Genomic DNA, 26,979 nt, shown 5'->3' on the forward strand with positions numbered 1-26,979 from the left:
GGCCGTTTTTATTCAGACGTATCCAAGGAATGAACGATGAAGCGGACCTTTCAGCCGAGCAATCTGGTGCGCGCTCGCCGTCACGGCTTCCGTGCGCGGATGGCGACGCCCGGCGGCCGTGCGGTGATCCGGGCGCGTCGCGCGCGCGGTCGCAAGAAGCTGTCGGCGTAATCACGACGCTGACCCGCCGCCGCGATTTCCTCGCGGCCAATGGCGGGCGACGCGTGGCGATGCCCGGCTTCGTGCTGCAGGTTCGCCCGCGTGATGACGGTGATGCCACCATTCGGGTCGGCTTCACCGTCACCAAGAAGATCGGCAACGCGGTCGTTCGCAACCGGATGAAACGCCGGATGCGGGCGCTCGCGCGCGATCTGTTGCCGACCAAGGGCATCGCCGGCGCGGACCATGTCCTGATCGGCCGACAGGGCGGGATCGAGCGCGATTATCAGGCGCTCACCGCCGAGCTGGCCAAGGCGCTGACCCGTGCCGCCTCGCCCGATACCGGTGGCCATGACCGCCCACGCGAACCGTGCGTGCATCATGGCCGTGGCAAGGGGCGTGGCCCCCGTGGCGGCGCGCATCGCCAGCCCGTGACCCCGGCCGTGACCCAGGCCGCAACATCGACTCAAGAGCCCGCGTGACCCTGTTCGCGCGGGCCTTGATTCTGATCGCGCGGGGCTGGCAACTCGGCCCCTCGCTCATTTTGCCGCCCACGTGCCGCTATCAACCGTCCTGTTCGGCCTATGCAATACAGGCCATTGCCCGCTATGGCGCGGTCAAAGGGGGCTGGTTGGCGCTCAAGCGCATCGCGCGGTGCCATCCCTGGGGCGGGCACGGACCCGACCCGGTCCCCTGACACTAACGGGGTTTCCACGTGAACCAAGACCGCAAGAATTTCGTCGTGTTCGCGGTGATCGCGGCGCTGATCCTGTTCGGATGGCCGCTCATCCAGAACAAGTTCTTCCCGAGCAACCCGCCCGCGACGAAGATCGTCGACGGCAAGCAGGTGCCGCTGCCCAAGCCCGAGGCCGATCCGACCGCCGACACCCCCGCCGCGATTCGCGATCGCCGGGTCGTGCTGGCGGAAACCCCGCGCGTCGCGATCGATACGCCGCGCCTGAAGGGATCGATCAACCTGAAGGGCGCGCGGATCGATGACCTCGTCCTGCTCGACTATAAGGAAACGGTCGCCAAGGATTCGGCTCCGATCCGTCTGTTGTCGCCGGCCGGCGCGACGGGTGCCTATTTCGCGGGCTTCGGCTGGCGCACCAACGGGCTGAACCCGCCCGCCGCCGACACCGTCTGGACCGCGAGCGCGCCCGTGCTGCGCCCCGACCAACCGGTCACGCTGTCGTCGAGCAACGGCCAGGGCCAGCAGTTCCGCATCACCCTGTCGGTCGACAAGGATTACATGTTCACCGTCCAGCAGACGGTGGCCAATGGCGGCACCGCGCCGGTGCCGGTCGCGGCCTATGGCTATATCAATCGCGGCATCTCGGCCGATCCGGACAGCTGGACGATCCATGTCGGCCCGATGTCGGTCAATAACGGCTCGGCCAATTACGGCCCGAACTGGAAGGATCTGGACAAGGCCCCCACCCGCTTCACCACCACCGGCGGCTGGCTGGGCTTCACCGACAAATACTGGCTGGCCACGATGATCCCCGATCAGGCCAAGACGTTCGACGGCCAGTTCCGCGCCGGCGCGGGCCAGACCTATCAGGCGGACTATACGCTCCAGCCGCAGACGCTGGCGCCGGGCCGTCAGGTGACCCAGACCACCCGCTTCTTCGCGGGCGCCAAGGAAGTCGCGCTGCTCGACCGCTATACCGACAAGGAAGGCGCGACGAAGCTGGATTACGCGCTCGACTGGGGGTATCTGCGCGTCCTGGAAAAGCCGATCTTCTACTATCTCGACTGGCTGTTCCGCCTGATCGGCAATTTCGGCGTCGCGATCATCCTGCTGACCGTCACCATCCGAGCGCTGATGTTCCCGATCGCGCAGCGCCAGTTCGCCTCGATGGCGGCGATGCGCGCGGTGCAGCCCAAGATGAAGGCGCTGCAGGAACGGTACAAGGACGACAAGGTCCGCATGCAGCAGGAGGTCATGGCCCTCTACAAGCAGGAGAAGGTCAATCCCCTGGCGGGCTGTCTGCCGACGCTGATCCAAATTCCGATCTTCTATGCGCTCTACAAGGTGCTGATGCTGACGATCGAAATGCGCCACCAGCATTTCGTCCTGTGGATCAAGGACCTGTCCGCGCCCGACCCGCTGACCCCGGTCAACCTGTTCGGCCTGCTGCCCTTCGTGCCGCCGCACTTCATCGCGATCGGCGTCGTGCCGATCCTGCTGGGCATCTCGATGTACTTCCAGTTCAAGATGAACCCGCAGCCGATGGATGACGCGCAGAAGCAGGTCTTCGCGATCCTGCCCTGGGTGCTGATGTTCGTGATGGCGCCGTTCGCGGTCGGCCTGCAGGTCTACTGGATCACGACCAACTGCATCTCGATCCTGCAGCAGCGCCTGCTCTACGCCCGCCATCCGGGCCTGAAGCAGCCTGTCGCCAAGTGAGCGAGCTTCCCACCCCTGCCCCCTCCGAAGAGCCCGCCGGCTTCTCGGAGGAGCTGGTCGAGCAGGCGCGCAAGCTGTTCGCCGGGCCGGTCACCTTCCTGAAGTCCGCGCCCGCGCTGAAATTCCTGCCCGATCCGATCGTGCCGGAAGTCGCGGTCGCGGGCCGGTCCAATGTCGGCAAGTCGTCGCTGCTCAACGCGCTGACCAACCGCAACGGTCTGGCCCGCACGTCGAACACGCCGGGGCGGACGCAGGAGTTGAACTTCTTCGACGTCGGGACCCCGCCCACGCTGCGGCTGGTCGACATGCCGGGCTATGGCTTTGCCAAGGCGCCCAAGGACATGGTCAAGCAGTGGCGTTTCCTGGTGAACGACTTCCTGCGCGGGCGGCAGGCGCTCAAGCGCGCGCTGGTGCTGATCGACTCGCGCCACGGCATCAAGGAGGTCGATCGCGAGATCCTGGAGATGCTCGACCGCGCGGCGGTCAGCTACCGCATCGTCCTGACCAAGGCGGACAAGGTGAAGGCGACCGAACTCGCCGACGTCGTCGCCCGCACCGAGGTGGAAGCGCGCAAGCGTGCCGCCGCGCACCCCGACATTCTTGCCACCTCCAGCGAAGGCGGCATGGGCATCGCCGAACTGCGCGCGGCGGTGCTGGAAGCCATCGGCTGATTCGTGGACACTCATCGCTGACAGACGAAACCCATCCGGTTCCCGCCGGATGGGTTTTTCTTTACCCGGTTGCCGGGCAGGCATGGGCCGGTTACCCCTGTCGCCATGAAGCTGATCATCGGTAACAAGGCCTATTCCTCTTGGTCCCTGCGCGGCTGGCTTGCGTGCCGCCAGTCGGGGATCGCGTTCGAGGAGGTCGTCGTGCCGCTTTACGACGAGGATTGGGACAAGCGCCGTGAGGGGGCCGAGTTCGCGCCGTCGTCCGGCAAGGTGCCGATCCTGTGGGACGGCGAGGCGGTGGTGTGGGACAGCCTGGCCATCATCGACTATCTCGCCGACAAGGTGGGCCGCGACCTGTTTTGGCCGGCCGACGACACCGCGCGTGCCATGGCGCGGTCGATGGCGGCCGAGATGCATTCCAGCTTCGTCGCGCTGCGCCGCAAGCACAGCATGAATATCCGGCAAATCTATCCGGCGCAGATGCCCGACGATGACGTCATCGTCGATCTGAAGCGCATCATGGAGCTATGGGCGCAGGCACGGGCGCGGTTCGGTGGTGAGGGCGACTTCCTATTCGGCGAATTCGGCGCGGTCGACATCATGTTCGCGCCGGTGGTGACGCGCATCATCACCTATCAGCTGCCAGTCGCGCGCTTCGCCGTCCGCTATATGGACGCGGTCCTGCGCCACCCCTTCATGCAGGACTGGATCGCCGGGGCACAGGAGGAGGAATGGGTGATCGAGCGGTTCGAGCAGCCGGTGGGGTGAGTGTTTGCCCTTGGCCTTCGACTTCGCTCAGGCTGAGCGGCGGGTGGGGTTTCGCACCAATAGCGATACGCTCCGTTCAGCCTGAGCGAAATCGAAGGCCACGCCCCCCGCTCACCGTGCCGCCGGCGGCGTCTCGTTGAGCGGCGCCCGCTGCTCGCCCGCCGGTTCGGCGACGCGCGACGTGAAGGCCCAGAGCAAGCCAAAGGCGATCAACAGCGCCACGCCCAGCCATGCCATCAGGGCGACGCTGGTCTTGCGCCCCTTGTGATCCACACCACGATCGCGATCGTTCATCGCCTTACTCCCATCATGAGCGCTCACAACGATGCGCGCGCCATTGGGGTCCCGCCATCCTCTAACCTGGATTAGAAAGATTAGCGCGATCGGGCCGGGTGATTGCCTGTGCCGTCGCGGCTGCCTATGCCCCGCCGCATGACCGATGCCCTTTCCCTGACACAGGCCCTGATCCGCGCCGACAGCGTCACCCCCGCAATCGGCGGCGTGTTCGACGTACTGGAGGCCGCGCTCGTCCCGCTGGGCTTCGTGGTGGATCGCTTCGTCATCGGGGAAGCACCCGATGGTCCGGTCGAGAATTTGCTCGCGACGCGCGCCGGCGACGGCTCGCACCTCGCTTTTGCCGGTCATGTCGATGTCGTGCCCGCCGGCGAAGGCTGGCAGGGATCGCCCTTTTCCGGCGATGTGCGCGATGGCCTGTTATACGGACGCGGCGCGGTCGACATGAAGGGCGCGGTCGCGGCCTTCGTCGCGGCGATCCCGGCCGATCCGACCATCCCCCTCTCGCTGATCATCACCGGCGATGAGGAAGGCCCCGCCGTTTATGGCACCCGCGCGCTGATCGATCGCATGGCCGAGCGCGGGGTCGCCCCCGATCTATGCCTGGTGGGCGAGCCGACCTCCGCACACCGGCTGGGCGACATGATGAAGATCGGGCGGCGTGGCTCGGTCAATATCTGGATCACGGTGCCCGGGCGGCAGGGGCATGTCGCCTATCCACACCTCGCCGACAATCCGATCACCCCGCTGGTCGCGATCCTGGTCGAGATCGAGGGGATCACGCTCGATACCGGCAATGCCTGGTTCCAGCCCTCGAACATTGAGATCACCGACCTGCATGTCGGCAACCCCGCGCACAACGTCATCCCCGGATCGGCGCAGGCGAGATTGTCGATCCGCTTCAACGACGAACAACAGGGTCAGGCGCTGATCGACCGGATCGCCGACGTGGCGCAGCGCCATGCACCCGCCGCCCAGGTCACAGGCCGCATCTCGGGCGAGGCGTTCCTGACCCAGCCCGGCCCCTTCTCCGCGATGATCGCCGACGCCATCCGTGCCGAGACCGGGATCGAGGCCGAATTGTCGACCACCGGCGGCACGTCGGACGCGCGTTTCCTGTCGAAGCTGTGCCCCACGGTCGAGTTCGGCCTGCTCAACGCGACGATGCACAAGGTGGACGAGGCCGTGGCGGTCGACGACCTGTACGCGCTGGCCCGCATCTATGCGGGGGTCATCGCTCGCGCGGGCGCCTGAACACGATGTAGAGCGCGCCCTGCCCGCCATGGCGGGGATGGGCACCCCGGATCGCCGCGATCGCATCGGCATGGCGCGACGCGCCCAGCCAGTCGCTGATCGCCGCACGGATCGCGCCGCGCGCATGCGGGCGCTCGCTTTCGGGGCGCGGCGGCTTGCCCGTCACCAGCAGCAGCACACGGTCGCCCCGTGCGATGGCGCGGCCCAACCCCTGATCGAGCAGCGCGTGCGCCGACGACAGGGTATGTCCGTGCAGGTCGAGCGAGCTGTCGGGTATCACGGCGCCGCGCGACAGCCGCTTGTCCCAGCCACCGTCGAGGGTCTCGCCCGGCCCCTTTTTGGGCGCGGCCGGTGCGGGGGCAGGTTGACGCAGCGGAGGCACGCGCCCCTTGACCCGCACCTTCGGGGCACCCGGCGTTTCGTGGAACACCGCCTCCATCGTCGGAGGCGGTGGTGCGGGCCTGGCGGGCACGATCGCGGCACGCAAGGGGCGCACGGTGTTCATTACCCGCGCCCAAAGCTGCGCTTCGTCAGGGTTGAGGGATCGCACCGGCCGTCCCGTTCGCACCGACAATGCCGGCGCGCGCCAATGTACCGACCGGCAGCAGCAGGAACGCCGTGCCGCGCGCCGACATGCCGCCCGCCACGGTACGCGCAGTCTCACCCGCACCCCAGAAGGTGTCGAAGCGGTTGGCGCCCTTGATCGCGCCGCCCGTGTCCTGCGCGACCCACAGGCCGGTTGCATCCTGCCGATCCATCGACAGGAAGACGGGCGCGCCCAGCGGCACGAATTTGGGATCGGCGGCCGCGCTCACCTGTCCCGTTACCGCATAGCCCATCGCGCCCTGCGGCGCGCCGTCCAGTTCGCGGAAGAACACGAAGCTCTTATTCTCGCGCATGATCGCGCGACCTTCCTCGGGATGCGCATGCAACCAGGCGACGATCCCCTGCATCGAGGTCTGCCCCGGCGCCAGCAGCCCGCGCGACTTCATCAGCGCGCCGATGCCGGTATAATCCCGGCCATTTTGCGTATCATAGCCGACCCGCATGATGTCACCGCCGGGCAGCCGCAGCCGCCCCGAACCCTGGATTTGCAGGAAGAACACCTCGACCGGGTCCGCGCCCCAGGCGAGGACGGGCGCACGTCCCTCGAGCGAGCCTTCCTCGATCGCGGTCCGGTCGTCATAGGGGACCAGATTGGTGCCCTGTACCTTCCCGCGAACCTTCTTGCCCTTCAACGCGGTGGAAAAGGCGCCGAGGTCGACATCGATCAGATCGCGGGGGCGGGCGTAAATCGGCACCTCATAGCCCGATCGACGATCGCGCGAGCCGGCGATCTCCGGTTCATAATAGCCGGTCGCCAGCGAGCGGCCGTCGCCGACCTGCACCGCCTCGAAATACCGGACGAAGAAGTCGCGCGCGCCGCCACGCTGGACATTGGCGGCCGCCTGACAAGCCGGCTGCCAGTCCGCCCCCTGGGTCAGGCCGCTGCTGTCGGTCCGCCGCATCAGGCCGGGGCAGGACAGGAGGAAGGCTGCGCGCGCCGCTTCGGCCTGTGGTTCGGTGATCGGCAGGGCGGCAACCGGCGGGCCGGCCAGCACGCCCGCCTGCGCGGCGGTGGCCGCACCAGCGGGCGCGATCACCGGCGTGGCGGGCAAGGGCGTCGCGGGGATGATCTGGACCGGACCGGGGCCGACGCGCGAGACGCTGGGGCCATTCGGCTGGACCGAAGGCCCGGCGGGACGCGGCCGATCGGGACGGAACTCAGGCCGCTGCGATGGCGCGGGGCGGGACGCGCCGCCCGTATAATCGCCCGACGCGCCCGGCGGAACGATATGCCCGGCGCAGGCCGCCAGGCTCAACGAAAGCGCGACCGTCGCCGCGGTGCGAAGCCCCCTCACCGTTCGCATTCCCCCGGCCTGTCGTCAGGCTTCGTCGGTGTCGACGAGCTTCCAGTTCGGATCGCCGCTCTTCAGCGTCCGGGCGAAGGTCCAGATGTCATGCGTCTCGACCGCATCGCTCAGCGAGCCGGCAACGACCTGGCCCTCGGCATCGCGCGTGACGGCGACGATGTCGGCATCGAAGCGCACCGTGATCCGCGCGTCGCGACCGGCAAGCTGCGCATCGACGATCTTGGCGGTTTCCACCCGGATCAGACGATTGTCGAGCGTCTCGCCCGCCGCCTCACGCTGCGCGATCGCTTCGGAGAAGGCAGCAAGCACATCGGTATCGACCAGATCGGCCAGCGCCTGCTCGTCGCCCTTCCAGAACGCCTCCAGCGTCATGCGATAGGCCGATTGCGCGCCGGCCAGGAACTGGTTGACGTCGAAGCCCGGCTCGCCGGCGATGATCCCGCGCAGGCCCTGTTCGGCGCGCGGGTCGATGTTGCGGTTGACGACCGGGGCCGGGGTCTGCGTCGCCTCGGTCGTGCGCGGCATCGCCACGGGGCGGGCGCGATCGTCCGCGCTGCGCGGCAACGGCTGCTGTTCATGGCCAGTACGCTTGCCCAGCACGCTGTACAGCCTCAGCGCCAGGAACAGCGCAACCATCGCGAGAAGAACGACGTAGAATAACAACGCGACAAGCCTTTCGATAACCCGACCGATATAGGCACAGCGACCGACAATGAAAACCCGGCCACCCGAGAGAGTTGGGCAAGGTTGAATCCGCGTCGACCCGCTGCTACGCGCAACGGCCATTAGGCCGAACGCGCGGACCCGCCCTTTCGGTTCCCTAGCCCCCTTGATACTATACGAGAAGGTATTGACGATGGACGAACAGGGTTTGCCGCAGGGCTTCGAAGCGCCGGCTGGTGACGATACCGGCCCCGCCGCCGGCATGATCTCGCAATATGTGAAGGACCTGTCGTTCGAGAACCCGAACGCCCCGGCCATCTATCAGGCGCAGACCGCACCGGGCATCGACGTGCAGTTCAACATCTCGGCCGCCCAGGTCGGCGAGGAAGTCCACGAACTGACCCTGAAGATCGAGGTTCGCGCCGAGTCCGAAGGCAAGACCGCCTTCATCGTCGACCTCAGCTATGCGGGGCTCTTCGGTTTCCGCAACGTGCCCGCCGACCAGATCCAGCCCTTCATGCTGGGCGAAGCGCCGCGCCTGCTCTTCCCCTTCGCCCGCCGGGTGCTGGCCGATGCGGTGCGCGACGGCGGCTTCCCGCCGCTGATGCTCGAGCCGATCGACTTCGCGCAGCTGTACCTGCAGCAGGCCGATGCCCAGGCGGGCGCGCAGCCGAACACCCCGGAAACCGGCCACGCCTGATCCGGACTGATCCATGAACCTGCACAAGGCGCTGGGCTCGGTCGGCGGGCTGACTCTGGCCAGCCGCGTGCTTGGTCTGGTTCGCGACTCGCTGTTCTTCCGCTTCGTGGGCGCGAACTTCGCCTCCGATGCGTTCCAGATCGCGTTTCGCCTGCCCAACATGTTCCGCGCCCTCTTCGCCGAGGGCGCCTTTTCCGCCGCCTTCATCCCGATGTTCAACCGCAAGGTGGCCGAAGGGGACAAGGCGGCGGACGGGTCGGGGCTGGCGCATGGCCTGGCCTTTGCCGAGAATGCGCTATCCGTCCTGCTGCCCATCCTGATCGTCATGACCGTGCTGGTCGAGCTGGCCGCCTGGCCCGTCACCTGGGTTCAGACCTTCGGCTATGGCAAGGGCAGCTCGGCGCAGTTCGACTATATCGTGCTGCTCAACCGGCTGACCTTTCCCTATCTGCTGTTCATCAGCCTGGTGTCGCTGCTCGGCGGCATCCTCAATTCGCTGCACCGCTTCTGGGTGAATGCGGCCGCGCCGATCCTGCTCAACCTGACGCTGATCGTAGCCCTGCTGTTCTTCCACACGCACGACCCGATGACGACCGCACGTAACCAGGCGATTGCGGTCACGGTCGCGGGTATCCTGCAATTCGTCTGGCTCTGGTGGGCGTGCCGACAGGCGGGCGTCCGGCTCAAGCTGAAGCGGCCGGTCATCAACGACGACGTGAAGCGCCTGATGAAGCTGATCCTGCCCGCCGCCGCCGGCGCGGGGGCGGTGCAGATCAACCTCGTCATCTCGACCGCGCTCGCCGCACGCTTCCTGCCCGAGGGCTCGGTCTCCTATATCTATGCCGCCGACCGGCTGAACCAGTTGCCGCTGGGGCTGATCGGCATTGGCCTGGGCACCGTCCTCCTCCCCACCGTCTCGCGCCTGCTGGGGGCGGGCAAGGAGGTGGAGGCAATGGAGACGCAAAACCGGGGCATGGAGCTGGCGCTGCTGCTCACCCTGCCCGCCACCGTCGCGCTGATCGTCTGCGGCCAGCCGATCGTCGCCGCGTTGTTCGAGCATGGCAAGTTCACCGCGACCAACAGCTATTATACCGCACAGGCGCTCGCCGCCTTTTCGATCGGGCTGCCCAGCTACATCCTCGTGAAGGTGCTGACGCCCGGCTATTACGCGCGCGCCGACACTCGGACGCCGGTGCGTTTCGCGACCTGGTCGATGCTGGTCAATCTGGTGCTGAACCTGATCTTCATCTGGTGGCTGGGCCATATGGGGCCGCCGCTGGCCACCGCCATCGCCTCTACCGTCAATGTCGTGCTCCTTTATCGCACGCTGGCGAGGCGCGGGCATTTCGTGGCGGACGCGCAGTTGCGGCGGCGCAGCTGGCGGATGCTGGTCGCCGCGATCCTGATGGGCGGGGCGATGGCGCTGCTCAACGCACGGTTCCAGCCCTATGTCACCGGCACCAACCTCGAACGCTGGGGCGCGCTCATCGTGCTGGTCGCGACGGGGATGCTGGTCTATGCGGTCGCCACCTTCGCGACGGGTGCCTTCCGTCTCGGAGACATCAAGCGGCTCGTTCGCCGCAACAGTTGAGGACCATCATGCGCGTCGTTTCCGGCATCAAGCCCACGGGCAATCTCCATCTCGGCAATTATCTGGGCGCCGTGAAGCAGTGGGTCGCGATGCAGGACGACATCCAGGCCAAGGGCGGCGAGACGATGTACTTCATCGCCGACCTGCACGGCCTGACCGAATGGATCGCGCCCGCCGACATGGCGGCCAACACCATCGAGATGACCGCGACCCTGATCGCGGCCGGGATCGACCCCGAACGCTCGATCCTGTTCAACCAGACCCGCGTGCCGCAGCATAGCGAGCTGAGCTGGCTGCTGAACAATGTCGCGCGCGTCGGCTGGCTGAACCGCATGACCCAGTTCAAGGACAAGGCGGGCAAGAACCGCGAGGGTGCCAGCGTCGGGCTGTACGATTACCCGGTACTGATGGCGGCCGACGTGCTGCTCTACAACGCCACCCATGTGCCCGTGGGCGAGGACCAGAAGCAGCATCTGGAACTGGCGCGCGACATCGCGACCAAGTTCAATAACGACTATGAGCGCGAGGTCTTCACCCTGCCCGAACCGCTGATCAGCAAGGCCGCGCCCCGCATCATGTCGCTGCGCGACGGCACCTCGAAGATGTCCAAGTCGAACCCATCGGAAATGTCGCTGGTCAAGCTGATCGACAGTGATGACCAGATCGCCGAGAAGTTCCGCAAGGCCAAGACCGACCCCGACGTGCTTCCCGATACGATGGACGGGCTGGAAGGCCGGGCCGAGGCGCGCAACCTGATCACCATCTATGCCGCCATGGCCGACCGGGCGCCGGCGGACGTGCTGACGCAGTTCGCGGGCAAGGGCTTCGGCGCGTTCAAGCCCGAGCTGGCCGATCTGGCGGTCGCGACATTGGGTCCGATCCGCGAGCGGCTGACGCGGTTGCTCGACGATCGCGGCGAAGTGGGCCGCATCCTGGAGCGGGGTGCGGAGAAGGCGCGGGACCTCGCCGCGCCGATGCTGCTCGACGTGCAGCGGACCATGGGGTTGCAGATCTGATGACATCTGGCCCCGCTGCCCGGTGCGGGTGACGGGGTTCTGGCTTGCCGGCTTGCGGGGCCTTCGATGTCGCTCAGGCGGAACGGAGGCTATGTCGGATCGACATTCAAGCAGCTTGCCCTTCGGTTCTCCCCCGTAAGGTGAGACATGCTCCCGGTCATGGATGCGGCCCAATCTCTCAGACCGGGACACCCCTCCGTCAGGCCTTTCGGCCTGCCACCTCCCCTTCCAGGGGAGGAATGAGATGAATGTCGATTAGACGTAGGCGAATAGGCTCCGATAAGCGCTCTACCCCTACCCCGTTCAGCCTGAGCGTAGTCGAAGGCCACGCCATGCGCTCACCGCCAGCGCATCAAGCTGAACTTACACCATGATTGATCGAGAGGTCGCGCAAGCCATAAGTTGCGCCAATCGAGCGGCCGTTGATCCGCGGCAAAACTTTTCACCTTGCTACGTCGACCCGTGGCCTTCGACTTCGCTCAGGCTGAACGGGTGTAGGGAATGAGGCTTACCTCAACGGCCGTTCAGCCTGAGCGAAGTCGAAGGCCACGCCCCGAACCCCACCCAAACGGACCTCAGCCCTCCAATTCCTTCATCAACACCCGCACCGCATTATCAATATCGCGGTCGGTATCACGCAATTCCTCGATCTTGCGCACCGCATAGATCACGGTCGAGTGATCACGCCCGCCGAACTTGCGACCTATCTCGGGCAGCGAGCGGGTGGTCAGGCGCTTGGCGAGGTACATGGCGATCTGGCGCGGACGGGCGATTGCGCGGGCGCGGCGGGCCGAGACCAGATCGAGCGGCTTCAGCTCGAAATGACGGCTCACCAGCTTCTGGATCTCGTCGATGGTGATTCGCCGCTGCGCACCGCGCAGCACTTCACCCAAGGTGGCGACCGCGAATTCCAGGTCGATCTTGTCGCCGGTCAGCTGCGCATAGGCGACGACGCGGTTCAGTGCGCCCTCCAGTTCGCGGATATTGCCGCGAATCCGCGACGCCAGCAGGTCGAGCACGTCGTTCGGTACCGCCTCGGGCAGGTCGGCGACCTTGCGGTTCAGGATCGTGCGGCGCAGCGTCAGGTCGGGTGCCTTGATGTCGGCGACCAGCCCCGCGCCCAGGCGACCGATGATGCGCGGCTCCACCCCGTCGAGCGACTGGGGCGAGCGGTCGGCGGAGATGACCAGCCGCTTGCCCGCGCTGACCAGCTCGTTGACCGTGTGGAAAAATTCTTCCTGGGTCGAATCCTTGCCGGCGATGAATTGCAGATCGTCGATCAGCAGCAGATCGGCCGAGCGCAGCCGCGACTTGAAGCTGTGCGTGTCGCGGGCGCGCATCGCCGCGACGAAATCGAACATGAACCGCTCGGCCGACATGCACAGCACGACCGCCTCGGGATGCGATTCGAGGAAGGCATGCGCGATGGCGTGCATCAGATGGGTCTTGCCCTGCCCCGTGCCGCCATGGAGGAACAGCGGACTGAAGCGCGGCGGGCCCGGCTCGGCGAGCGAGAGGGCGGCGTTGAACGCGACGCGGTTCGACGAATCGACGACGAATCGGTCGAAGGTCAGTCGGGGATCGAGCGGCGGCCGGTCGCTGGGAGTGCGCGGCGCGGCGGGGGCAGCGGCGTCCGCCTTGGCCGCCCGCGACGCCGTGGTCGCGCGCGCCGGCTTGGCGGGCGCGGGTGCGGCGGGCGCGCCGAACAGCGAGGGCTGCTCGTCCGATTCGACCAGGCTGGGGGCCGCTTCGGCGCGCAGCGCGGCCGGGCGGGGCGCCGGGGCGGGCTCCACGGCTTCGACACTGGTCAGCTTGGCCGCGCGCGACGGCGCACGGGTCTCGAGCATCACGGCGCGTAGTTCGGGCAGCACCGCCTTGAATTCGAGGTGCAGGCGGTCGGCATAATGGCTGCGCACCCAATTGGTCGCAAAGGCCGACGGAAGCGCGAGGCGGACCGTATCCGGCTCATCGCCCTCGATCAGCTCCATCGGCTTCAGCCACTGGTCGAACAGGCGGGCGCCGGCCGATTCGCGCAGGTTCGCGCGGACGCGCGCCCAGGCACGGGCCTGGTCCGACGTCGGTCGCGTTGCCTGCCAATTGGTCACCCGCACACTCCATCCTACTCGGCCGCCGCATCAGCGACCGACCCCAATTCCACTCGGCGACAAGAGCCCCATGGGCGAATCCGACCTGGACTCGGCCCGGTTATGTCAATTCGCCATTTCCATGACGCGGCGACGAAGCACCGCTGCTGGGAAACCGATTATGAGCCATGAGGGGGTCTGATCAAGACCATGTCCGGCCATAAATCTGAAATAAACCGGATTGACAGCCAAAAGCCCGCAGAAACCCGTCCGACAATCTTACAAGTCACTGTTATTGCGGGATATTAAGGATAATGGCGCACGGGCGCGCAAAGACCCCCACACTCGAATCGCGGGGAATCCTAGCGTTGCACGAAAGGCGCAATTGTTCCTTGGCCTCGCCCGATCGGCGAAGCTTAACCTATGCCGCAGAGGCACGAAAAAACCCGCCGGGGCCGCCCCCGGCGGGTTTCATTCGTCGCTGATAGAGGCGTTTAGGCCAGCGCGGCGATGCGCTTAGTCAGGCGCGAGAACTTGCGCGCCACGGTGTTCTTGTGAAGCACGCCCTTGGCGACGCCGCGCGCCATTTCGGGCTGCGCCGCGGCCAGAGCGACCGTCGCGGTTTCCTTGTCGCCAGCGGCCAGCGCGGCTTCGACCTTCTTCACGAAGGTGCGGATGCGGCTGACGCGGTTGCCGTTGATGACGGCGCGACGCTCGTTACGACGGATACGCTTTTTGGCCTGCGGCGTGTTCGCCATGTAAACCTCTAAATTTCGATCAAAAGGGATAGCGGCGCGACGCACCAGCTTTGAAGCCGCGCCCCTTACCGGTTGGCGGAGCCGCCGTCAACTGCGCTGGCAACTCGCACAGTAGAAGGTGGAGCGCCCCGAATCACTCCGACGCCGGACGATGGCCCCGCATTCGCAAGGATCGCCCTCACGCCCATAGACCCGCCACTCCTTGGAGAAATAGCCCAATTCGCCGTCGGGCCGGACATAATCGCGCAAGGACGAACCGCCCGCCAGGATCGCGGCGTTCAGCACGGCGCGGATCGCATCGACCAGTCGCGCCAGCCGCGCCCTGGAAATCTGTCCGCCCGCCCGGCCCGGCGAGATGCCCGCCATGTGCAGCGCCTCACACACATAGATATTGCCGAGGCCCGCCACGACTCGCTGGTCGAGGAGCATCGCCTTGATCGGCGCGATGCGGCCCGCCAGCCGCTCGGCCAGATAGGCGGCGTTGAAATCCGCGCTGAGCGGTTCGGGCCCCATGGCGAGGAAGGGCGGATAGGCGACCAGCTCGGCGGTCGACCACAGATCGACGAAGCCGAATCGGCGCGGATCGTTCAGCGCAAGCCGCCGCCCCGCCTCGGTCTCCAAGAGCAGATGGTCATGCGTCTGCGGCTCGCCCGGATCGATCCGCCAGCGGCCCGACATGCCCAGATGGAAGATCATCGTGTCGCCGCGATCGGTATCGATCAGGCCATATTTGGCGCGCCGGCCCAGCCCCGTGACACGCGCGCCCGTCATCCGCTGGCGCAGATCGGCGGGAAAGGGATGGCGCAGATCGGCGCGGCGCGGCTCGACCAGCGTCAGCCGCGCATCGGCCAGCACGGGGGTCAGGCCGCGCACGGTGGTTTCGACCTCGGGCAGTTCGGGCATCGTCTCTCGGGCCATCTCACGAAAGCCCGGCATGTCGGCGCTTTCCTCAGCCAAACAGCTAGGTAGCGTTTGCCCCGCCAGCAAGGCCGGGCTAGGGCATCTTGCATGAGCGATACCGTGTCCTTCGGCTATGAAGATGTACCCCGCGACGAAAAGGCCGCCCGCGTCGGCGGCGTGTTCACCAACGTCGCCTCCAAATACGACCTGATGAACGATGCCATGTCGGGCGGCATGCACCGGCTGTGGAAGGATCGCTTCGTCCGCCGGGTGAAGCCCCGCGCCAGCGACCAGATCCTCGACATGGCGGGCGGCACCGGCGACATCGCCTTTCGCCTGGCCGAGTCGGGGGCCAGCATCACGGTCGCCGACATCAATCCGGCGATGCTGGAGGTCGGCATGAAGCGCGCGGCGGAACGCGGGTTCGACGAACTGGTCTGGACCGAGGCCAATGCCGAGGTGCTGACCTTCCCCGACCGCTTCTTCGACGCCTATACGATCGCGTTCGGCATCCGCAACGTCACCGACATTCCGGCGGCCCTCAAGGAAGCGCACCGCGTCCTGCGGCGCGGCGGGCGCTTCTTCTGCCTGGAATTCTCGACCACCGTCTGGCCGGGCTTCTCCGAGGTGTACGACGCCTATTCGCACAAGCTGGTGCCCAAGCTGGGGCAGATGCTGGCGGGTGACGCCGACAGCTATCGTTATCTGATCGAATCGATCCGCCGCTTCCCCGACATGCCGACCTTCGAGAAGATGATCCGCGAGGCCGGCTTCGTGGAGACCAAGGTCGAGCCGATCATGGGCGGCCTGGTCGCGATCCATTCGGGTTGGAAGATTTGATGCGAGGAAGTCCGGGCGGATTCGCCCTGTGAGGTTCGCGCTGTGACCCAGCCGGTGGTGCATCTCTGGCGTCTGCTCAAATGGGGGCGGACGCTGGCGCGGCATGGCGCGCTGCGGGGGATCGAACGCGATCCCAATACGCCGGCGCCCGTGCGCCGGCTGGCGCGCGTCGCCCGTTTCGGCGCGCGCGTGCCCGCCAAGCCGGCCTATGCCGATGCGTTCCAGGCGATCGGCCCGGCGGCGATCAAGCTCGGTCAGACGCTGGCGACACGCCCCGATCTGGTCGGCGAGGAAGCCGCGCACGATCTGCTGCGCCTGCAGGACCAGCTGCCCCCCGTCCCCTTCGCGACGATCTGCGCCGCGATGGAGGCGAGCATGGGCCGGCCGCCCTCGCATTTCTTCGCATCGATCGAGGAGACGCCGGTCGGTGCCGCCTCGATCGCGCAGGTCCACCGCGCGGTGACCACCGATGGCCGCACCGTCGCGGTCAAGGTGTTGCGCCCCGGCGTCGAGGACGACTTCACCCGCGCCATCGACACCTATCAATGGGCCGCCGCGCAGGTCGAGGGTATGAGCGGCGAGGCCGCCCGTCTGCGCCCGCGCCTGACCGTCGAGAATTTCCGCCGTTGGACGCTGCGCGAACTGAACTTCCGGCGCGAGGCGGCCTCGGCCTCCGAACTCGCCGAGTCGATGACCGCCGAGCCCGATTTCGTCGTGCCGCAGATCGACTGGGCGCGCTCGACCGCCAAGGTGCTGACGGTCGAGTGGATCGACGGGATCAAGCTGTCCAACCGACAGGCCCTGGTCGAGGCGGGTTACGACCTGCCGCATCTGGCCCAGACGCTAGTGCGCGCCTTCCTGCGTCAGGCGATCGCGGAAGGGTTCTTTCACGCCGACATGCACCAGGGCAATCTGTTCGCCCTGCCCGGCAACAAGATCGCGGCGATCGACTTCGGCATCATGGGCCGGATCGACCGGCGCGCGCGGGTCTGGCTGGCCGAGATCCTCTATGGCCTGATCACCGGCAATTATAAGCGCGTCGCCGAGATTCATTTCGAGGCGGGCTATGTGCCCCCGCACCACAATGTCGCCGAGTTCGCCACCGCCCTGCGGGCCGTGGGCGAGCCGATGCGTGGGCTTCCCGTCAAGGACATGTCGATCGGCATGATGCTGGACGGTCTGTTCTCGATCACCCGCGATTTCGACATGGTGACGCAGCCGCATCTGCTGCTCCTCCAAAAGACCATGGTGATGGTCGAGGGCGTGGCGACCAGCCTCGACCCCGACATCAATCTGTGGGACTCGGCAGCACCGTTCGTGCGTGAGTGGATTCGCACTGAGCTCGGCCCCGAGGCGAAGATCGCCGACCGTTTGATCGAGGATGTGCGCACCATCGCACGCCTGCCCGAACTGGTCCGCCGGATTGAGGCACGCTATCCGGCACCGGGCGGCGAGCCGCCCGCCCCGCCGCTCAAGCAGATCGAAGTCGTCCGGATCGGCGGCGGCTGGCGCTATGCGCTGTTGTCGATGGCCTCGGCGGCAGCCGGGGTCGCGGCGACGCTGGCCCTGCTTCGGTAACGATGGCGGGCAGCACGCCCCCCACCCGTCCGCGTCCGCTCTGGCTGGCCCAAGCCGGCCGGCTGACGGGCCTGTCGCCGATGGTGGCGGGCGGCGTGCTGGGGTTCGTGCTGCTGCTGATCCTGCTGGCATGGGCGACGCAAGCCCCGATCCTCCCACTGGTCGATCGGCTCGCGCCGGTGTCGGTCACGATCATCGACCATGTCCGTCACGGCCAGCCCTTCTATGCGGCGGCGATCGATACGCTGCGCGAGAATGAGCAGCCGCTCCGCCCCGCGCTGATCGCGGTGCCCCTGCCCGCGCTTCCCGTGGCGCTCGCCGCACTGCCCCCGGCGCTGGGCGACGGCCTGCTGGTCCTGTTGGGGCTGGGGGTCGTGATCGCCTGGGCGCGGCGCTGGCGCCCCCTGCTCGACCAGCCGATCGCATGGGGCCTGGCACTGATACTGGCGGTCGCGGGGCTGTATCCGCTGGTCGCCTGGCCGATGAGCGTGGTGCCGGAAAGCTGGGCCGCGCTGCTGATCGCGCTGTCGCTGGTTCTGCGGCGGCCGCAGGCGATGCCGACCGCGATCGCGCTGGGTTTGGCCGCGATGATCCTGACCCCGGTGGCGCTGCTCCATGCGCTGGTCATGCTGATCCTCGCCTGGCAGGCGCGCGCGCGGCAGGAGGTAATCGGGTGGATCATCGCCATCGCTCTGTTCCTGCTGGTGCTGGCGGCGCATGCCCATGCCCTGAATGCCGCGGTGACCGCCATCGATCCCGCCATGGGGGATATTCTGTCGATCCTGTCACCCGGGACACTGATCGCCGCTATCGCCTCGGCCGGGGCGGTCGGCTTCCTGCCGCTGTGGCTCGTCCTGCCACTGGGTGTGCTGGCGGCCTTGGGCTGGGTGCATTGGCGGCAGCCGGTCACGCGCAGGGCCGGTGTCACGCTGGCGGCCTATGCGCTGGCGGCCGCGCTGACCGGGGGTGCGGGGTTTCTGCTGATGCTGTCGCCGCTGCTGTTCCTGGGGCTGGTCTTCGCCCCCGATGCCCTGCGTGACCTGTTCGGCGCGGTGCGCGCGCGCCGCCGCATCACCGTGAAGCGAGTGGTACGATGAGCCATATCCTGTTGATCGTCGGCGGCGGCATCGCGGCCTATAAGAGTTGCGAGTTGATCCGCCTCATCCGCAAGGCCGGGCATAGCGTTCGCTGCGTGCTGACCGAGGGGGGCAGCCATTTCGTCACACCGATGACTCTGGCCGCCTTGTCCGAGAACCAGGTCTTCACCACCCTGTGGGACCTGAAGGACGAGGCGGAGATGGGACATATCCAGCTCAGCCGCGAGGCCGATCTGGTCGTGGTCGCGCCCGGCACCGCCGACCTGATGGCGCGGATGGCGAACGGCCATGCCGATGATCTGGCGACGACCCTGCTGCTGGCGACCGACACGCCGGTGCTGGTCGCGCCGGCGATGAACGTCCGCATGTGGCTCCACCCCGCGACGCAACGCAACGTCGCGCAATTGCGCGCGGACGGGGTGACGGTCATGGCCCCCGACGAAGGCGCGATGGCCTGCGGCGAATTCGGTCCCGGTCGCCTGCCCGAACCGCCCGCGATCCTGGCGGCGATCGAGGAGATGCTAAGCCCCGCCCCCGGAGCGCAACCGCTGGCCGGGCGTCACATCCTGGTCACCGCCGGCCCCACGCATGAACCGATCGACCCGGTGCGCTATATCGCCAACCGCTCCTCGGGGCGGCAGGGCTTCGCGGTGGCGGGGGCGCTCGCACGGCTGGGCGCGCGGGTGACGCTGGTCGCAGGCCCTGTGACCTTGCCGACCCCCGTCGGCGTCACCCGCATTGATGTCGAGACCGCGCGCCAGATGGCCGAGGCGGTGGAAGCCGCCCTCCCCGTCGACGCCGCCGTCATGGTCGCCGCCGTCGCCGACTGGCGCGTCGAGGCCGCCGGGCAGAAGGTCAAGAAGGATGGCGGCGCGGCGCCGTCGCTGACACTGGTCGAGAACCCCGACATATTGGCACGCGTCGCCGCCGGCCCCGATCGCCCCCGGCTGGTCGTCGGCTTCGCGGCGGAGACCGAGCATGTCGTCGACCACGCCATCGCCAAGCGCGCGCGCAAGCGTGCCGACTGGATCGTCGCCAACGACGTCTCCACAGATGTATTCGGTGGCGAGGCCAACGCGGTCCACCTCATCACCGCCGACGGCGTCGAGAGCTGGACGCGCATGACCAAGGACGCGGTGGCGGGGGGACTCGCGCAACGTATCGCCGATGCGCTACAAGCGCCGGCATGACGCTTTCCCCAATCGCGATTGCTCTCAAGCGCTTGCCCCATGGCGAAGGGCTGCCCCTGCCCGCTTATGCGACCCCCGGCGCGGCCGGCATGGACGTGGTCGCCGCCGAAAGCCTGACGCTGGCACCGGGGGCGCGCGCCGCCGTGGCGACCGGCTTCGCCATCGCCATTCCGCCGGGTTATGAGGTGCAGGTCCGGCCGCGCTCTGGACTGGCGTTGAAGCATGGCATCACCTGCCTCAACACGCCAGGCACGATCGACGAGGATTATCGCGGCGAGGTGAAGGTGATCCTGGCCAATCTGGGGCAGGAGCCGTTCGCGGTCGTGCGCGGCGAGCGCATCGCGCAGCTCGTCCCCGCCCCCGTCCAGCGCGCCACCCTGACCGAGGTCGAGACGCTCGACGACACGCAAAGAGGCACGGGCGGTTTCGGATCGACCGGGCAATGAGCCTGTTGCTCGCCCTGACCGTGCAGGCCGCGGTGGCACCCCAGACGGTCACGCCGCCCCCCGCCGCCCCCGCCCCGTCGGACCCGCCGCGCGAATGGTCGACCCTGCCCGCCATCCCGCTGCCCCCGGCCAGCGACGACATGGTCCGCTTCGTCCGTGACGAGGTGAACGCCGGTCGCTGTGTCCGGCATCAGACGACGCAGAGCGGCCAGGTGACGGTCGTCGCCCCGCTGGCGCTGCGCTTCAACGCGGAACATGGCGTCGAGACGATCGTGCCGGTCGCGATCGGCTGTCCGACGGTCGAACAGTTCAGCGCGGGCGCGGCGCAGCGCATGGTGCGCCGCCTGCCCTACCGCGCCACGCTGACCGGCGATCGCTGGTATCGGACCGTCATCACCTATACATGGCCGGGATGATCCTGTCCGATGACGAACTTGCCCGTTACGCCCGTCACATCGTCCTGCGGGAATTCGGCGGCGGCGGCCAGCTTCGGCTGAAGCAGGCGCGGGTCGCGGTCATCGGGGCGGGCGGCATCGGCTCTCCCGCCATCCAGTATCTCGCCGCCGCCGGCGTCGGCGCGCTGACCCTGATCGACGATGACGTCGTCGAGCCGTCCAATCTGCAACGCCAGACGATCTTTTCGACCGAGGATCGCGGCACCCCCAAGGTGGAGGCCGCCGCCGCCTTCGTCCGGCGGCTCAATCCGCATGTCGCGGTGACCACCCACCGCACGCGTGTGACACAGGACAATGTCGCGGCCCTGCTTGCCGGCGCGGATGTCGTGCTCGACGGATGCGATAATTTCGCAACCCGGCTGAGCGTCGCCGATGCCGCGCTCGGCTTACGCATCCCGCTCGTGTCGGCGGCGGTCGGCCAGTTCGAGGGGCAGCTCGCAACCTATCGCGGCTGGGAGGCGGACAAGCCCTGTTACCGCTGTTTCGTCGGCGATGCGATCGATCAGGCCGGCATGACCTGCGCCGATGACGGCGTGCTGGGCCCCGTCACCGGCGTGATGGGCAGCCTGGCCGCGCTGGAGACGCTGCGCGCGGTCGCGCCCTTCGGTCGGGACAGCGCCGGCTCGGTGCTGATCGCCGACCTGCTCTCGATGCGGTTCCGGACGCTGGCGCTGCCCAAGGACCCGGGTTGCCGTTGCTCGGGCGTGACGGCGTGAAGACGCCCCCCGCCCCGCCGACGGGCTGGCTCGACTGGACGGGTGACAAATCCTGGATCGGCGAGATCACCGGTTTACCCGACAGCGCGCTCCACGCGCATTTCGGCATGGCGATCCTGGTGCTCGCGGCCCTGATCCTGCGGCGCGCACCGTGGGACTGGCGATGCTGGCTGACCGTCCTGGCGATCGAGACCGCTAACGAGGCCTATGATCTGCTCCAGCCCTTCTATCCGACCGACGAGGGCAATCTGGCGGCATCCTGGTTCGACATGTGGTCGACGATGCTGTGGCCGACCGTCATCCTGCTGACCTTCCGATGGCTCGCCCGGCGCGGGGACCGGTAGGGACAGCATATTCCTCCCCTGCAAGGGGAGGTGGCAGGCCGAAGGCCTGACGGAGGGGTGTCACCGCTGGTTGATGCGGTACTTTACAGAGGGATGACATGAGATGGGTCCGTCATTGCGAGGGCAGCGAAGCAATCCAATGTCCGGGCAAGACGCTCTGGATTGCTTCGCTGCACTCGCAATGACGGATTGGATTAAGCTGACGCCATCCCGCTCTATCGCCCCCGGGGGCACCCCTCCACCATGCTCCGCATGATCCCCCTCCCTTGCAGGGGAGGAATAGAAAAGGGGCGGCGACCTTTCGGCTCCGCCCCCTTCTTCAAACGCTATAGCTTGATCAGGCGAACAGCGTCTTGGCGAACTCCCGAACCGCCGGACCGATGTCGTCGCGCGCCACACCCAGCGCCAGATTCGCGGTCAGCCAGCCCGCCTTGTCGCCGCAGTCGTAACGCTGCCCATCGAAGGTGAAGCCATGGAAGGGCTGCTTGCCGATCAGCTTGGCCATCGCATCGGTCAGCTGGATCTCGCCGCCCGCGCCCGGCTCCTGCGCGTCGAGGATGTCCATCACCTCGGGCTGGAGGATATAGCGGCCCGGGATCATCAGGTTCGACGGCGCCTTGCCCTTGGGCTTCTCGACCAGCGCGGTCACCTCGGTCAGGCGGCCGTCCTGCTTGCCGGGCGAGATGATGCCATATTTGTCGGTCTCGCTGTCGGGCACTTCCAGCGCACCGATGACGTTGCCGCCAACCTGATCATAGGCCTCGACCATCTGCTTCATGAAGCCGCCGACCATCAGTTCGTCGGGCAGCAGCACCGCGAACGGCTCGTCGCCGACGATCTCGCGCGCGCACCACACCGCATGGCCCAGACCCAGCGGCTCCTGCTGGCGGACATAGACCGGGCTGCCCGGCTTCTGGCGGATGCCGTCGAGGACCGCGAGGCTCTTGCCCCGCGCCTTCATCGTGGCTTCCAGCTCGTAGGAAATGTCGAAATGATCCTCGAGCGCGCCCTTGCCGCGCCCGGTGACGAAGATGATCTGCTCGATCCCGGCTTCGAGTGCCTCCTCGACCGCGTACTGGATCAGCGGCTTGTCGACGACGGTCAGCATTTCCTTCGGCATCGCCTTCGTCGCCGGCAGGAATCGCGTCCCCAGACCCGCCACCGGGAACACGGCCTTGCGCACTTTCTTGATCGTCATGAAACCTCCCTGGACGAAACGGCCTCTAGCGGGATCGTTCGTCGCAACATAGTCCTTGCACCCTTGGATGCGGTTAGCGTGTCCTTAAAAGCGACAGGCTACGAATCGCCCGATGACGCGTGCACCGATCCTCATCGTCTTCGGCACAAGACCGGAAGCGATCAAACTGTTCCCTGTTATCCGCAACTTGGCGGCATCGGGCGTGGCGCCGGTGCGGGTCTGCGTGACCGCGCAGCATCGCGGGATGCTCGATCAGGTGCTGTCGATCGCCGGGCTGACGCCCGATCACGATCTGGACCTGATGGAGCCGGGCCAGTCGCTCGACCGGCTGACGGCGCGCCTGTTGACCGGGCTGGGCGCGGTGATGGATGCCGAGCGGCCTGCGATGGTCGTCGTCCAGGGCGATACCGCCACCGCCATGGCCGGCGCGCTGGCGGCCTATTATCGCAAGGTGCCCGTCGCGCATGTCGAGGCGGGGTTGCGGTCGGGCGATATCTATCATCCCTGGCCCGAAGAGGTGAACCGGCGGATGATCGCGCCGATCGCCGCGCTCCACTTCGCCCCCACCGACACCGCCGCTGCGGCCCTGCGCGCCGAGGGGATCGCTGCCGACCGGGTCCATGTCACCGGCAACAGCGTGATCGACGCGCTGCACTGGACCCGCGCACGCATCGCCGCCGATCCCGCGCTCGCGGCCGATCTCGCCCCCATATTCGAGCGGATGGCGGGCAAGCGCATCGTGCTGGTCACCACCCATCGCCGCGAGAATTTCGGCGATGCCATGGCGCATATCGCCCGCGCGCTCGCCCGGATCGCCGCGCGCGACGATGTCGGCATTCTCTTCCCGATGCACCCCAACCCCAATGTCGCCAGCGTCATGGACGAGGTACTGGGCGACCATCCCGCGATCGCGCGCATCGCGCCGCTCGACTATCCGCACTTCGTCGCCGCGCTCGACGCCGCGCATATCGTCCTGACCGATTCCGGCGGGGTGCAGGAGGAAGCCCCCGCGCTCGGCAAGCCGGTGCTGGTGATGCGCGAGACGACCGAACGCCCCGAAGGGGTCGCGGCCGGCACCGCTCGGCTGGTCGGCACCGATGAGGATCGGATCGTCACGGAGGTCTTCGCGCTTCTCGACGAGCCTGCCCGCTATGCCGCGATGGCGCGGGCGCATAACCCCTTTGGCGATGGTGACACCGCCGAGCGTATCAGCAGGATCATTTCCCATGCCCTTGGACACTGAATTTTCCGTCACGGTCATGGGGCTCGGCTATATCGGCCTGCCGACCGCCGCCGTGATCGCGCGCACCGGCGCAATGGTGACCGGCGTCGATGTGACTCCCGCGGTGGTCGAGACGATCAATTCGGGTCGCGTCCATATCGAGGAGGTCGATCTCGACGGCCTCGTCTCGGGCGTGGTCGCGCGCGGCAATCTCAAGGCGTCGCTGACGGTCGCGGCCGCCGACGTCTTCGTCATCGCGGTGCCGACCCCGTTTACCGACGCGCACCAGCCCGACATCACCTTCGTCCTCGACGCCGCGCGCGCGGTGGCCCGCGTGTTGAAGACCGGCGACACGGTGATCCTCGAATCCACCTCGCCGGTCGGCACCACCGAGAAGGTGCGCGACCTGATCGCCGAGCTTCGCCCCGATCTGACCATGCCCGGGCGCAACCGACCGGGGGAACAGGCCGATATCGCCATCGCCTATTGCCCCGAACGGGTGCTGCCCGGCCGCATTCTGGTCGAGCTGATCGACAATGACCGGGTGATCGGCGGCATCACGCCGCGCTGCGCGCGCAAGGCGCTAGCCTTTTACCGGCGTTTCGTGCGTGGTGCCTGCGTCACCACGACCGCACGGGCGGCGGAGATGACGAAGCTGACCGAGAACGCGTTTCGCGACGTCAATATCGCCTTCGCCAATGAACTCAGCCTGGTCGCCGACACGCTGGGCGTCGATGTGTGGGAGGTGATCCGGCTGGCCAACCGCCATCCGCGCGTCAACATCCTGTCACCCGGCCCCGGCGTCGGCGGCCATTGCATCGCGGTCGACCCCTGGTTCCTGGTCGCCGCCGACCCCGCCAACACGCCGCTGATCCGCACCGCGCGCGAGGTCAATGACGGCAAGACCGACCATGTCATCGCCCGCGCGACCGCGATGGTCGAGGCGCAGCCGCCGGGCCAGCCGGTCGCCTGCCTGGGCCTGGCGTTCAAAGCCAATATCGACGATTTCCGCGAGAGCCCCGCGCTCAAGGTCGCGCAAGCCCTCGCCGAACGCTTCGGGCCGCGTATCCATATCGTCGAGCCCTATGCGACCACCCTCCCCCCGGCGATCGCCGCGACCGGCGCCGTGCTGACCGACATCGACACCGCGCTGGAAACTTGTGCGGCGATGGTCGTTCTGGTCGATCACGACATCTTCCGTTCGGTTCCGCTGGACGAGCGCAGGGGCAAGACGGTGCTGGATACGCGCGGGCTGTGGCCCGACCAGGCGTGACGCCCCCCTGACGGCTCGCATTGCGTGGACGGGACGGGAGGACTAAGGACAACCGCCTGTTGCGGATCGACCATCACCCATGCTTGCCAAGCTTTTGAATCTGCGCAAACGCGCGCCCGAATTCGTGCCCGTCATGGAGGAAGGCCTGCGGGTCTATGCCATTGGTGACATCCATGGCCGGCTCGACCTGCTCGACCGGCTTCTCCTCAAGCTCGAGGCGGATCATGCCGCGCGCGGGCCGGCCGAGCGGCACATCATCTTCCTGGGCGATCTGGTCGATCGCGGCCCCGATTCGGCGGGCGTGATCGAGCGCGTTCGTGCCCTGTGTGCCGCCGATCCCAATGTGCATTGCCTGATGGGCAATCACGAGGAGATCATGCTGCGATCGCTGGACGGCGAGGACAAGGCGCTGCGCCTGTTCTGCCGGGTCGGCGGGCGCGAGACGATGATCAGTTACGGCGTGACGCCCGAGGAATATGAACGCCTCGATTATGCCGAAGTGACCGAGCGGCTGAACGCGGTGGTCCCGGCGTCGCACCGCGCGTTCCTGGCGGCGTTGAAGGAGATCATGGTGCTGGGCGATTATGCGTTCGTCCATGCCGGCGTCCGCCCCGGTGTCTCTATCGCCGATCAGAAGCTGTCCGAAACCCGCTGGATTCGCGATGCCTTTCTCGAACATCGCGGTCTGCTAGAGAAAGTTGTCGTGCATGGTCATACGGTTGCGGACGAGGCCGAACTCTTGCCGCACCGCATTGGAATCGACACCGGCGCCTATCAGACCGATCGCCTGACCGCGTTGATGCTGGAGGGAAGCCAGCAGGAGATATTTTCCACCTGAAGCCTCTTTACCGAGGCGAAACGTTTGTGGGGGCATTCCCTCCCCCGGCAAAGCACAGTATAGCCGCAAAGCGGTGAAGCGATGTTGCGTTGCCGCATCAGTATGGGAGCATAAGGGCTCCATACTCGTTGGTGGGGTTGCCATGGTACGGCTAACGTGCCATGGCCCCGCTGACATTTTTAAGGGAGTTCGACATGCGTCTTGGGAAGTATCTCGTCGCCGCTGCCGCCGTTTCGATGACCGTTGCTCCGGCGATGGCTGCGAACCCGGCTGCCAGCCTTTCGGTTTCGAAGTCGGTTCGCGCTTCGGCTCCGGCCGCCAAGAAGAACGGCCTGGCCGGTGGTGGCATCCTCGTCGCCGTTCTGGCGGCTGCTGCCGTCGTCGCCGGCATCGTTGTCGTCGCCGACTCGGACGATTCGGCCGACAGCAACTAAGTTGCTTCAGCCTCACGGCTGAAAGGAATAGCGGCCTTCGGGCCGCTATTTTTTTGCCTGTCGTCCGTGGCTTGGGCGGTCTTGGCTGTGGTTGCGGCGGGAAGGGTGACCTCGGGCAGGATTGCTATTGCGCCCTTCCCTCTTTCTAAGCCATCTGAACAATG

General features: G+C 67.1%; 30 protein-coding genes. 22 read left to right on the forward strand and 8 right to left on the reverse strand.

Annotated elements, in window-relative coordinates:
* The first annotated feature begins 36 nt into the window (after positions 1–36).
* From rpmH to GGR48_RS06085, 6 genes are all read left to right on the forward strand, one after another.
* Positions 37–171, forward strand: coding sequence for a 50S ribosomal protein L34 (rpmH, locus tag GGR48_RS06060; protein ID WP_007404632.1), 135 nt, complete (start codon positions 37–39; stop codon positions 169–171).
* 59 nt (positions 172–230) lie between these two features.
* A complete protein-coding gene (gene rnpA, locus GGR48_RS06065; protein WP_420854065.1) occupies positions 231–641 on the forward strand; it encodes a ribonuclease P protein component in 411 nt (136 codons plus the stop codon).
* Positions 642–643: 2 nt separating this feature from the next.
* A complete protein-coding gene (gene yidD / locus GGR48_RS06070) occupies positions 644–856 on the forward strand; it encodes a membrane protein insertion efficiency factor YidD (RefSeq protein ID WP_206362490.1) in 213 nt (70 codons plus the stop codon).
* Positions 857–874: 18 nt separating this feature from the next.
* Positions 875–2,572 carry a membrane protein insertase YidC gene (gene yidC, locus GGR48_RS06075; protein WP_183951007.1) on the forward strand — a complete coding sequence of 566 codons (1,698 nt, stop codon included), beginning with the start codon at positions 875–877 and terminating at the stop codon, positions 2,570–2,572.
* Positions 2,569–3,243 (forward strand): ribosome biogenesis GTP-binding protein YihA/YsxC, encoded by a 675-nt coding sequence (yihA, locus tag GGR48_RS06080; RefSeq protein ID WP_338110508.1) that lies wholly within the window; start codon positions 2,569–2,571, stop codon positions 3,241–3,243. Before yidC ends, yihA begins: the two co-directional genes overlap by 4 nt.
* A 105-nt stretch (positions 3,244–3,348) precedes the next feature.
* Positions 3,349–4,011: a glutathione S-transferase family protein gene (locus GGR48_RS06085; RefSeq protein ID WP_183951008.1), complete on the forward strand. Its 663-nt coding sequence runs from the start codon at positions 3,349–3,351 to the stop codon at positions 4,009–4,011.
* A gap of 111 nt (positions 4,012–4,122) precedes the next feature.
* Here GGR48_RS06085 and GGR48_RS06090 read toward each other — a convergent pair whose 3' ends face one another.
* Positions 4,123–4,305 carry a hypothetical protein gene (locus tag GGR48_RS06090; protein WP_183951009.1) on the reverse strand — a complete coding sequence of 61 codons (183 nt, stop codon included), beginning with the start codon at positions 4,303–4,305 and terminating at the stop codon, positions 4,123–4,125.
* 138 nt (positions 4,306–4,443) lie between these two features.
* Here GGR48_RS06090 and dapE point away from each other — a divergent pair, with 138 nt between their 5' ends.
* Positions 4,444–5,559, forward strand: coding sequence for a succinyl-diaminopimelate desuccinylase (gene dapE / locus GGR48_RS06095; RefSeq protein WP_183951010.1), 1,116 nt, complete (start codon positions 4,444–4,446; stop codon positions 5,557–5,559).
* Here the strand turns inward: dapE and GGR48_RS06100 are convergent.
* The 3 genes from GGR48_RS06100 to GGR48_RS06110 are packed head-to-tail and all read right to left on the reverse strand — an operon-like array spanning position 5,537 to position 8,108.
* Positions 5,537–6,064 carry a Smr/MutS family protein gene (locus GGR48_RS06100; RefSeq protein ID WP_183951011.1) on the reverse strand — a complete coding sequence of 176 codons (528 nt, stop codon included), beginning with the start codon at positions 6,062–6,064 and terminating at the stop codon, positions 5,537–5,539. The two genes, dapE and GGR48_RS06100, sit on opposite strands and share 23 nt — an antisense overlap.
* Positions 6,065–6,089: 25 nt before the next feature.
* Positions 6,090–7,460: a murein transglycosylase A gene (gene mltA, locus GGR48_RS06105; RefSeq protein ID WP_420854061.1), complete on the reverse strand. Its 1,371-nt coding sequence runs from the start codon at positions 7,458–7,460 to the stop codon at positions 6,090–6,092.
* 24 nt (positions 7,461–7,484) lie between these two features.
* Positions 7,485–8,108: a Tim44/TimA family putative adaptor protein gene (locus GGR48_RS06110; protein WP_240456034.1), complete on the reverse strand. Its 624-nt coding sequence runs from the start codon at positions 8,106–8,108 to the stop codon at positions 7,485–7,487.
* A 220-nt stretch (positions 8,109–8,328) separates the two neighbouring features.
* On the opposite strand from GGR48_RS06110, the gene secB reads away from it, so the two are divergent.
* The 3 genes from secB to trpS are packed head-to-tail and all read left to right on the forward strand — an operon-like array spanning position 8,329 to position 11,442.
* A complete protein-coding gene (gene secB / locus GGR48_RS06115; RefSeq protein WP_183951013.1) occupies positions 8,329–8,835 on the forward strand; it encodes a protein-export chaperone SecB in 507 nt (168 codons plus the stop codon).
* 13 nt (positions 8,836–8,848) lie between these two features.
* The gene (gene murJ, locus GGR48_RS06120; RefSeq protein WP_183951014.1) at positions 8,849–10,426 is read left to right on the forward strand and encodes a murein biosynthesis integral membrane protein MurJ; all 1,578 of its coding nucleotides are present in this window, start codon (positions 8,849–8,851) and stop codon (positions 10,424–10,426) included.
* Positions 10,427–10,434: 8 nt separating this feature from the next.
* On the forward strand, positions 10,435–11,442 hold the full coding sequence (gene trpS / locus GGR48_RS06125; protein WP_183951015.1) for a tryptophan--tRNA ligase: 1,008 nt from the start codon (positions 10,435–10,437) through the stop codon (positions 11,440–11,442).
* A gap of 575 nt (positions 11,443–12,017) precedes the next feature.
* Here trpS and dnaA read toward each other — a convergent pair.
* From dnaA to mutM, 3 genes are all read right to left on the reverse strand, one after another.
* The gene (dnaA, locus tag GGR48_RS06130; protein WP_183951016.1) at positions 12,018–13,547 is read right to left on the reverse strand and encodes a chromosomal replication initiator protein DnaA; all 1,530 of its coding nucleotides are present in this window, start codon (positions 13,545–13,547) and stop codon (positions 12,018–12,020) included.
* A 473-nt stretch (positions 13,548–14,020) separates the two neighbouring features.
* Complete coding sequence (gene rpsT / locus GGR48_RS06135; protein WP_007404699.1) at positions 14,021–14,284, reverse strand: 30S ribosomal protein S20; 264 nt, start codon at positions 14,282–14,284, stop codon at positions 14,021–14,023.
* Between the two features lie 87 nt (positions 14,285–14,371).
* The gene (gene mutM, locus GGR48_RS06140; RefSeq protein WP_183951167.1) at positions 14,372–15,187 is read right to left on the reverse strand and encodes a bifunctional DNA-formamidopyrimidine glycosylase/DNA-(apurinic or apyrimidinic site) lyase; all 816 of its coding nucleotides are present in this window, start codon (positions 15,185–15,187) and stop codon (positions 14,372–14,374) included.
* Between the two features lie 105 nt (positions 15,188–15,292).
* On the opposite strand from mutM, the gene GGR48_RS06145 reads away from it, so the two are divergent.
* From GGR48_RS06145 to GGR48_RS06180, 8 genes are read left to right on the forward strand one after another with little or no spacing between them, the layout of a single operon-like run.
* Positions 15,293–16,024, forward strand: coding sequence for a class I SAM-dependent methyltransferase (locus tag GGR48_RS06145; RefSeq protein WP_183951017.1), 732 nt, complete (start codon positions 15,293–15,295; stop codon positions 16,022–16,024).
* A gap of 42 nt (positions 16,025–16,066) precedes the next feature.
* Positions 16,067–17,602: a 2-polyprenylphenol 6-hydroxylase gene (ubiB, locus tag GGR48_RS06150; RefSeq protein WP_183951018.1), complete on the forward strand. Its 1,536-nt coding sequence runs from the start codon at positions 16,067–16,069 to the stop codon at positions 17,600–17,602.
* A 2-nt stretch (positions 17,603–17,604) separates the two neighbouring features.
* The gene (locus GGR48_RS06155) at positions 17,605–18,699 is read left to right on the forward strand and encodes a hypothetical protein (RefSeq protein WP_183951019.1); all 1,095 of its coding nucleotides are present in this window, start codon (positions 17,605–17,607) and stop codon (positions 18,697–18,699) included.
* A complete protein-coding gene (coaBC, locus tag GGR48_RS06160; RefSeq protein ID WP_183951020.1) occupies positions 18,696–19,889 on the forward strand; it encodes a bifunctional phosphopantothenoylcysteine decarboxylase/phosphopantothenate--cysteine ligase CoaBC in 1,194 nt (397 codons plus the stop codon). The genes GGR48_RS06155 and coaBC overlap by 4 nt, the downstream gene beginning before the upstream one ends.
* Entirely contained in the window at positions 19,886–20,335 is a 450-nt protein-coding gene (gene dut / locus GGR48_RS06165) for a dUTP diphosphatase (RefSeq protein WP_183951021.1), read from the forward strand. The genes coaBC and dut overlap by 4 nt, the downstream gene beginning before the upstream one ends.
* The gene (locus GGR48_RS06170; protein WP_183951022.1) at positions 20,332–20,751 is read left to right on the forward strand and encodes a hypothetical protein; all 420 of its coding nucleotides are present in this window, start codon (positions 20,332–20,334) and stop codon (positions 20,749–20,751) included. The genes dut and GGR48_RS06170 overlap by 4 nt, the downstream gene beginning before the upstream one ends.
* On the forward strand, positions 20,748–21,506 hold the full coding sequence (locus GGR48_RS06175; protein WP_183951023.1) for a HesA/MoeB/ThiF family protein: 759 nt from the start codon (positions 20,748–20,750) through the stop codon (positions 21,504–21,506). Before GGR48_RS06170 ends, GGR48_RS06175 begins: the two co-directional genes overlap by 4 nt.
* A complete protein-coding gene (locus GGR48_RS06180) occupies positions 21,503–21,850 on the forward strand; it encodes a hypothetical protein (RefSeq protein WP_183951024.1) in 348 nt (115 codons plus the stop codon). Before GGR48_RS06175 ends, GGR48_RS06180 begins: the two co-directional genes overlap by 4 nt.
* A gap of 337 nt (positions 21,851–22,187) precedes the next feature.
* Here GGR48_RS06180 and galU read toward each other — a convergent pair whose 3' ends face one another.
* Positions 22,188–23,048: a UTP--glucose-1-phosphate uridylyltransferase GalU gene (gene galU / locus GGR48_RS06185; RefSeq protein WP_183951025.1), complete on the reverse strand. Its 861-nt coding sequence runs from the start codon at positions 23,046–23,048 to the stop codon at positions 22,188–22,190.
* Positions 23,049–23,160: 112 nt separating this feature from the next.
* Between galU and wecB the strand changes: the two genes are divergently transcribed.
* The 4 genes from wecB (at position 23,161) to GGR48_RS06205 (ending at position 26,815) form a co-directional block, all read left to right on the forward strand.
* Positions 23,161–24,291, forward strand: coding sequence for a non-hydrolyzing UDP-N-acetylglucosamine 2-epimerase (gene wecB, locus GGR48_RS06190; RefSeq protein WP_183951026.1), 1,131 nt, complete (start codon positions 23,161–23,163; stop codon positions 24,289–24,291).
* On the forward strand, positions 24,275–25,543 hold the full coding sequence (gene wecC, locus GGR48_RS06195) for a UDP-N-acetyl-D-mannosamine dehydrogenase (protein ID WP_183951027.1): 1,269 nt from the start codon (positions 24,275–24,277) through the stop codon (positions 25,541–25,543). The genes wecB and wecC overlap by 17 nt, the downstream gene beginning before the upstream one ends.
* Before the next feature lie 79 nt (positions 25,544–25,622).
* On the forward strand, positions 25,623–26,381 hold the full coding sequence (locus tag GGR48_RS06200) for a metallophosphoesterase family protein (protein WP_183951028.1): 759 nt from the start codon (positions 25,623–25,625) through the stop codon (positions 26,379–26,381).
* 161 nt (positions 26,382–26,542) lie between these two features.
* Positions 26,543–26,815, forward strand: a complete 273-nt coding sequence (locus GGR48_RS06205) for a hypothetical protein (protein ID WP_240456035.1) — start codon at positions 26,543–26,545, stop codon at positions 26,813–26,815.
* Positions 26,816–26,979: the final 164 nt, after the last annotated feature.

The organism is Sphingomonas pseudosanguinis (assembly GCF_014196255.1).
Taxonomy (GTDB): Bacteria; Pseudomonadota; Alphaproteobacteria; order Sphingomonadales; family Sphingomonadaceae; genus Sphingomonas; species Sphingomonas pseudosanguinis.

What these genes read in the sequence shown, in the direction of transcription:
- GGR48_RS06100 (WP_183951011.1), bottom strand. Translation starts at nt 6,064, where the DNA reads ATGAACACCGTGCGCCCCTTGCGTGCCGCGATCGTGCCCGCCAGGCCC.
- dapE (WP_183951010.1), top strand. Translation starts at nt 4,444, where the DNA reads ATGACCGATGCCCTTTCCCTGACACAGGCCCTGATCCGCGCCGACAGC.
- trpS (WP_183951015.1), top strand. Translation starts at nt 10,435, where the DNA reads ATGCGCGTCGTTTCCGGCATCAAGCCCACGGGCAATCTCCATCTCGGC.
- GGR48_RS06085 (WP_183951008.1), top strand. Translation starts at nt 3,349, where the DNA reads ATGAAGCTGATCATCGGTAACAAGGCCTATTCCTCTTGGTCCCTGCGC.
- secB (WP_183951013.1), top strand. Translation starts at nt 8,329, where the DNA reads ATGGACGAACAGGGTTTGCCGCAGGGCTTCGAAGCGCCGGCTGGTGAC.
- GGR48_RS06175 (WP_183951023.1), top strand. Translation starts at nt 20,748, where the DNA reads ATGATCCTGTCCGATGACGAACTTGCCCGTTACGCCCGTCACATCGTC.
- galU (WP_183951025.1), bottom strand. Translation starts at nt 23,048, where the DNA reads ATGACGATCAAGAAAGTGCGCAAGGCCGTGTTCCCGGTGGCGGGTCTG.
- coaBC (WP_183951020.1), top strand. Translation starts at nt 18,696, where the DNA reads ATGAGCCATATCCTGTTGATCGTCGGCGGCGGCATCGCGGCCTATAAG.
- murJ (WP_183951014.1), top strand. Translation starts at nt 8,849, where the DNA reads ATGAACCTGCACAAGGCGCTGGGCTCGGTCGGCGGGCTGACTCTGGCC.
- rpsT (WP_007404699.1), bottom strand. Translation starts at nt 14,284, where the DNA reads ATGGCGAACACGCCGCAGGCCAAAAAGCGTATCCGTCGTAACGAGCGT.
- GGR48_RS06170 (WP_183951022.1), top strand. Translation starts at nt 20,332, where the DNA reads ATGAGCCTGTTGCTCGCCCTGACCGTGCAGGCCGCGGTGGCACCCCAG.
- rpmH (WP_007404632.1), top strand. Translation starts at nt 37, where the DNA reads ATGAAGCGGACCTTTCAGCCGAGCAATCTGGTGCGCGCTCGCCGTCAC.
- GGR48_RS06155 (WP_183951019.1), top strand. Translation starts at nt 17,605, where the DNA reads ATGGCGGGCAGCACGCCCCCCACCCGTCCGCGTCCGCTCTGGCTGGCC.
- GGR48_RS06205 (WP_240456035.1), top strand. Translation starts at nt 26,543, where the DNA reads ATGGCCCCGCTGACATTTTTAAGGGAGTTCGACATGCGTCTTGGGAAG.
- wecB (WP_183951026.1), top strand. Translation starts at nt 23,161, where the DNA reads ATGACGCGTGCACCGATCCTCATCGTCTTCGGCACAAGACCGGAAGCG.
- GGR48_RS06110 (WP_240456034.1), bottom strand. Translation starts at nt 8,108, where the DNA reads ATGGTTGCGCTGTTCCTGGCGCTGAGGCTGTACAGCGTGCTGGGCAAG.
- wecC (WP_183951027.1), top strand. Translation starts at nt 24,275, where the DNA reads ATGCCCTTGGACACTGAATTTTCCGTCACGGTCATGGGGCTCGGCTAT.
- dut (WP_183951021.1), top strand. Translation starts at nt 19,886, where the DNA reads ATGACGCTTTCCCCAATCGCGATTGCTCTCAAGCGCTTGCCCCATGGC.
- rnpA (WP_420854065.1), top strand. Translation starts at nt 231, where the DNA reads ATGCCCGGCTTCGTGCTGCAGGTTCGCCCGCGTGATGACGGTGATGCC.
- GGR48_RS06200 (WP_183951028.1), top strand. Translation starts at nt 25,623, where the DNA reads ATGCTTGCCAAGCTTTTGAATCTGCGCAAACGCGCGCCCGAATTCGTG.
- GGR48_RS06090 (WP_183951009.1), bottom strand. Translation starts at nt 4,305, where the DNA reads ATGAACGATCGCGATCGTGGTGTGGATCACAAGGGGCGCAAGACCAGC.
- GGR48_RS06145 (WP_183951017.1), top strand. Translation starts at nt 15,293, where the DNA reads ATGAGCGATACCGTGTCCTTCGGCTATGAAGATGTACCCCGCGACGAA.
- mutM (WP_183951167.1), bottom strand. Translation starts at nt 15,187, where the DNA reads ATGCCCGAACTGCCCGAGGTCGAAACCACCGTGCGCGGCCTGACCCCC.